3 protein-coding genes and 1 tRNA gene are annotated in these 5,783 nt (G+C 42.3%); 1 reads left to right on the top strand and 3 read right to left on the bottom strand.

All coding sequences use genetic code 11. The features are described from left to right. The 3 genes from JXR81_04950 to JXR81_04940 form a co-directional block, all read right to left on the bottom strand. Positions 1 to 1,040, bottom strand: a 1,040-nt coding sequence (locus JXR81_04950) for a hypothetical protein (GenBank protein MBN2754197.1), incomplete at its 3' end; no start/stop codon positions are given. Positions 1,041 to 1,137: 97 nt separating this feature from the next. Next, the gene (gene tilS, locus JXR81_04945; GenBank protein MBN2754196.1) at positions 1,138 to 2,553 is read right to left on the bottom strand and encodes a tRNA lysidine(34) synthetase TilS; all 1,416 of its coding nucleotides are present in this window, start codon (positions 2,551 to 2,553) and stop codon (positions 1,138 to 1,140) included. Between the two features lie 379 nt (positions 2,554 to 2,932). After that, positions 2,933 to 3,009 (bottom strand) — tRNA-Met (locus JXR81_04940). A 421-nt stretch (positions 3,010 to 3,430) separates the two neighbouring features. Here JXR81_04940 and JXR81_04935 point away from each other — a divergent pair. Then, complete coding sequence (locus tag JXR81_04935) at positions 3,431 to 5,605, top strand: PBP1A family penicillin-binding protein (protein ID MBN2754195.1); 2,175 nt, start codon at positions 3,431 to 3,433, stop codon at positions 5,603 to 5,605. Positions 5,606 to 5,783 lie beyond the last annotated feature (178 nt).

The raw sequence follows: 5,783 nt of genomic DNA, 5'->3' as shown, positions 1-5,783 counted from the left end.
CCTTCGCTTGAAGACGCTGTTATTGTCTGCGCCTTACCCGCGCCTACAGTCCTTAACGTCACAGAAAAAGAAGCCATACCTGAAGATAATGATTTTGTAGCGCTGTCGTAACTGTCATTTGTATCCGTAGAATCAAGTGTTGCGGTACCGGCTGCAGTCGGTACGGTATTCCAGTAATTATCAACCGCGTAAACATTAACACTAAAAGGCGTTCCCGCTGTCTGAGTTGTAATTGTAGTTGATGCAGGCATCCTTCCGTTTCCGCCGTTAGTTCCGGGATAATATGTCTGCCCCGGCCCTACTATAAGCATGCGCGCGAAAGCGCCGGGATTTACCACAAAATTATTGCTGTCACTTGAACGCGACGGTGTTGTGGATACGCATCGTATTAATACGTTTCCGGTTTCCGCGTTATAAAGCGTTGCAAGGCCCCTATAAACACCGTTTTCAAAAGTTACCGTTCCAAGCGATACATTGTCCGCGCTGTTCGGGTAAACAGCCGTAAGAGAAGCAGTACCGTTAAAACTTGATACAACCGCGCCTGTGTTGTCAATTGCGGTTATTGTAAGCTGAATGGGTGTTCCTGCAGTTGCTGAAGCTATGTTTACAAAACTGAAGCTTTGAATATACTGCGCGGTTAATGTAACAGATGAAGGCGAAAGGCCGGATATTGGCGCTATGTTATTATTTGCATATAAGCCAACAGCGCCTGTTGTGGTTGTATTAATTGTAACGCTTACAGTTCTGGTCGAATTTATTGTTGTAGGATCCGGAGAAAACGAAGCTGCAGCAGAAGCGGATAAGTCAAGCCCTGCGCCGGACGCGTCATTTAACTGCCAGCTAAGGTCATTAACAGCATAAACATTCACATTGAATGGCACACCGCAGGTTTGCGGGTCAGGCGTGCCTGTTTTAGCGCTGCCCGGTGCAAAACTTTCACCCGGAGCCACGACTAAAAGCGCGGACGCCGAAAATGCCGTGATTGAAATTGAGAGGAAGGCCAGGGATAGAATAAAGGCTTTAAATTTATGTAGTTTCATTAAAAACCTCCAAATTTTTATGAATAGATATAAACAATATATACCATCCCCACCATAAAAGCAAGTTTTTTTTAAACGTTGTACCGTAAAAAAAGCCTTATTTTAAAGGAAAAAACCGCATCATAAGAAGTTTTTTGGAACTTTGACCCACTTTCACCCTGTCATCTGTCCTTTTGCCCGCCACCCAAATAATGTCTTTTTTGTCACAAACCAATATAACATCTTCTTTTATTTTTTGTGAAATGATAAAATCTTTTATTTTCACCGATGAATTCATGCCATACGGGACAAATTTATCGCCATTTTTCCTTTTTCTTAAGGTTAAAGGAAAAGTTATTTTTGAAAAATCAACATACGCGCTGTTCTTCCCCTTTAAATTAATCCCCTTATTATTGCTTACAATCCTTGTTTCAAATACAAACCCGCCAAATACCGTTTTCCGGCCGGCTTCATGAATTAACACGCTTTTATCGCTAAATCCGCGCGTTTTATTTCCTTTTTGAATAATCACATTTTCATTTTCATACCTTATAACAAAACCTGCCGGCAAAGACATGATTTTATTTTCTGTAATTGCTTTTTCCGCGTCTGCCACCAGCGTGTAATCCACTTTTCTTTTAGCGTCTAAAACCCTGTATAGCACAGCCAATATTACCCTTTGCCTTAAAGCGGTATGAAGGGATAAAAACTTCACTCTTGAAAAAACAGCCTTATTACTGCCAATTAAAGCGTTTTTTTGAATGAATCCGCCGGCTTGCGCCTGCATAAATTCTTCTTCATTTGCCGCAATTACGGCATTTCTTACAAGGCATTCTTTTACCGATGGATTCATCTCTTTTTCCATGAAAGGAATAAGTTTATTCCTGATAATGTTTCTCTGATATATGGATTCATTATTACTACTGTCAGTTATATACTTCTGCTTTCTTTCTTTCAGATATGAAATAATCTGTTTTTTGGAAAATTTAAGAACCGGCCTTATTATAGTAATACCGGCGCCGGAAAGGTTATTATCTTTAATTCCAAATTCTCCGTTTGTTACTTTTCTTTGCGCCGGAATACCGCATAAACCCTTTGTCCCGGTGCCTTTAATAAAGCGGAACAGAATTGTCTCCGCATTGTCATCCAGGTTGTGCGCAAGCGCTATTTTTGAAGCATTATGTTCAAGGGCGGTTTCAATAAAAAACCTGTACCTCTCTTCCCTTGCGGTTTTTTCCGTACCAAACCCGGTTTTTTTATTAAGGGCGTGTATATTTTTACTTCTGACAACAAATATATTGCCGGACTTTGCCGCTTCGCCGCGCACAAAATCCATATCACGCGTACTTTCCTTGCCGCGCAGCATGTGATTAAAATGCGCCGCTATTATTTTCAGATTATACTTTTCCGCGATGGAATTGAGAAGGTTAAACAAAGCCATTGAATCGGGGCCTCCGGAAACACCTATAACTATTGTATCGTTTTCACAGATATACTTTGTTATTTCTTTCAGCATGGCAGGATAAAGTTTCATAATTATTTTTCCCCTGATAAAAAAACATTTTGGATAAGGTGTTGTATTTGCCGCAGAAACACACTTCTTTGATTTTATTACAAAGGCGCAGCATGTTGCGTCCCGCCTTTTTAAAACCTTAGACGCAACATGTTGCGTCTCTACTTTAAATGACAAAACAATACCACAAAACAAAACTACAAAACCTTAGACGCAACATGTTGCGTCTCTACTTTAAATGACAAAACAATTATTTTTTTTGGTAGCGGGGAAGGGATTTGGTCACCCTGCGCTCTGCGCAGCTCGACCTACCCTCCGGGCACTATAGCCGTCGCTCGCTTAATCCTCACTAATCGTTCGGCGCTCGCTCTTTTCAAATCCCCTGCCTGTTATATTTTTTTGGTAGCGGGGAAGGGATTTGAACCCCCGACCCACCGGGTATGAACCGATTGCTCTAACCAACTGAGCTACCCCGCCACCTTTAAATATAACTGTGTAATAAGAACAATGTAAATACTGCACAACTGTTTCCCTAAGTTCCGGGAGCTCAGTTGCCTGAGCTGAAACGCAAGTGTACGCAAAGCGTACACATTATAATACTGCTTTCCTATCGTTTTGTCCTCGTAAGAGGACCCCACCGCCACCTAAAAATTTTTTATGAATAAAAAGAACAAACTTAATACTTCAACTTCTAAAACATTAAGGTTATATCAAATTTACGTCTTTTTGGCAATAGTTTATCTGCCATTTTTATTTAAGGCCTTTCTTTATCCCCTGCCCGCTTTTAATATAATCATGAATTACACCGTGTGTTTTTTCCTTGAATTAAAGCCAAAAATTGATAGAATTATAAACGTATTTATTCAGGCATACTTAAAAAAATAACAAGAGGTGTAATTTGGATTATAGAAGCATCTATACAGGAAAGTCATCCGCAGAATCCCCTGATAAGAATAAAGCAAATATCCCTTCCCCTGAGAAGAAAGGTAAATTTATGCTGGCGGTATACATAATCGCGGCTTTTGTAATACTGGGCGCCGTTACAGGCATCTTTCTAGCATATACACAGGAAGTACCCGAAGTGGCGGATTTAAGAAATTATAAACCAAACATGTCCACCGCAATCTACGACAACAACGGTAACCTTGTGTCCCAGCTGTTTGCCGAACAGCGCACGGTTGTAAAAATCGCGCAGGTGCCTTTAATCCTGCAGAATGCCATTTTATCCAAAGAAGACCCCAACTTTTATCAGCACAGCGGTTTTGACATTAAAGCCATAATCCGCGCCACAGTTAACAACCTTTCCCACGGTAAAATAGTTGAAGGCGCGTCCACCATTACACAGCAGCTTGCAAGAAACCTTTTCTTAAACAGGGAAAAAACAATCGGCAGAAAAATAAAAGAAGCACTGCTTGCGCTGCAGATAGAAAAATATTATACAAAGAGCGAAATTCTTGAATTGTACTGCAACCAGATATTTTTTGGAGCCGGCGCATACGGCGTTGAAGCCGCTTCAAGGACTTATTTTGGCAAACACGTGGAAGAACTTACCCTTCCCGAATGCGCCGTACTTGCCGCGCTTCCGCAGGCGCCTTCCAGTTATAACCCTTACAGAAATCCCGACCTTGCAATGGAAAAAAGAAATGTTGTATTAAATATTATGGCGGAACGCGGAGTTATAACACCCGAAGAACGCGACGAGGCAATTAACACGCCTTTAATATTAAGCAAATTAGAGGTTAAAAACGCGCCGTATTTTGTGGAATACGTCCGCCAGCAGCTTGAAGGCACTTACGGCAACACCGTCATATACAAAGGCGGGCTTAAAGTTTATACCACGCTTGACACAAACCTGCAGAATATAGCGCAGGACCTTATGACAAAACACGTAAGAAACCTGCAGGCCAAAATAGAAAGTAAGACAGGAAAACCGCTGTCACAGCCGCTTCAGGGCGCGCTTATCGCAATGGAACCTTCCACCGGAAACATTAAAGCAATGATAGGCGGGCTTGATTATAACGAGAACGAATTTAACCGCGCTGTACAGGCAAAAAGGCAGACCGGCTCCGCGTTTAAACCGATTGTGTATACATCGGCAATTGACAACGGCTTTCGTGTGTCTGATGTCCTTATGGATTCCCCTATTGTTTATAAAAATGCCAACGGCACTGACTGGCGCCCTGAAAATTACAGCGGAAGGTTTTCCGGGCCGGTGATACTTTTAAACGGCCTTGCTTTTTCCATGAACGTGGTCACTGTAAAATTACTTGATAAAATAGGCATACGCACCGCGCAGAAATACGCGCACAAAATGGGAATTTCAAGTTCCCTTGCGGATGACCTTACCCTTGGGCTTGGCTCTTCATCTATTTCACTTCTTGAAATGACAACAGCTTTTGCGACACTGGCAAACGGCGGCATGAAACCCGAGCCATTATCCGTGCTTTCCGTAAAAGACAATTCCGGCAAAGAACTTGAAAGCCATATTTCAAAACTGACCGAGGCTCTTCCTGAAACCACAGCTTATATTGTCACATTTATGATGGAAAACGTTATTGACCGCGGTACCGGCGCTTCTATAAGGCGCCTTGGTTTTACCGGCCCTGCAGCGGGTAAAACAGGAACAACAAACGAATTTACGGATACCTGGTTTATTGGTTTTACACCGCGCATGGTACTTGCAATATGGATAGGCTGCGACACAAAAGAAAATCTTGGCAAGCAGATGACAGGCGGTTATGCCTGCGCCCCTTTATGGGCTGAAATTATGCTTAAAGCTTACGGCTCATCAGATGCCGAATTTCCCGTTCCAAACAATATTGTTTTTAAAAAGATATGCGTAAAAAGCGGCATGCTGGCGGATAAAAACTGCCCCGCACCTATAGATGCCCCGTTTGTTGAAGGCACAGAACCGGTAAAATACTGCACACTTCATTCTGATACATCCGCAAGTTTTATGCACAGCGATTTTGACGATTACGAAAGCGGCGAAGAAGCCCCTGCGGATTCCCCTGTCAAAACAAATAATCCGGATCCGGATTCCGAAGAAGAAGGCGGAGCGCTGACTTTCTAGTACAACTTACAGGTTACAAGTAACAGCTTACAAGTAACAACTTACAGCTGATAACTGACTACTTGTCACTTGTCACTTGTCACCTGTCACCTGTCACTTGCTACTTGTCACTTGCTACTTGTCACTTGCTACTTGTCACTTGCTACTTGTCACTTGCTACTTGTCACTTGCTACTTGT

Source organism: Candidatus Goldiibacteriota bacterium (assembly GCA_016937715.1).
GTDB lineage: Bacteria > Oederibacteriota > PGYV01 > PGYV01 > PGYV01 > PGYV01.
This window is presented reverse-complemented; position numbering and strand designations above follow the sequence as displayed.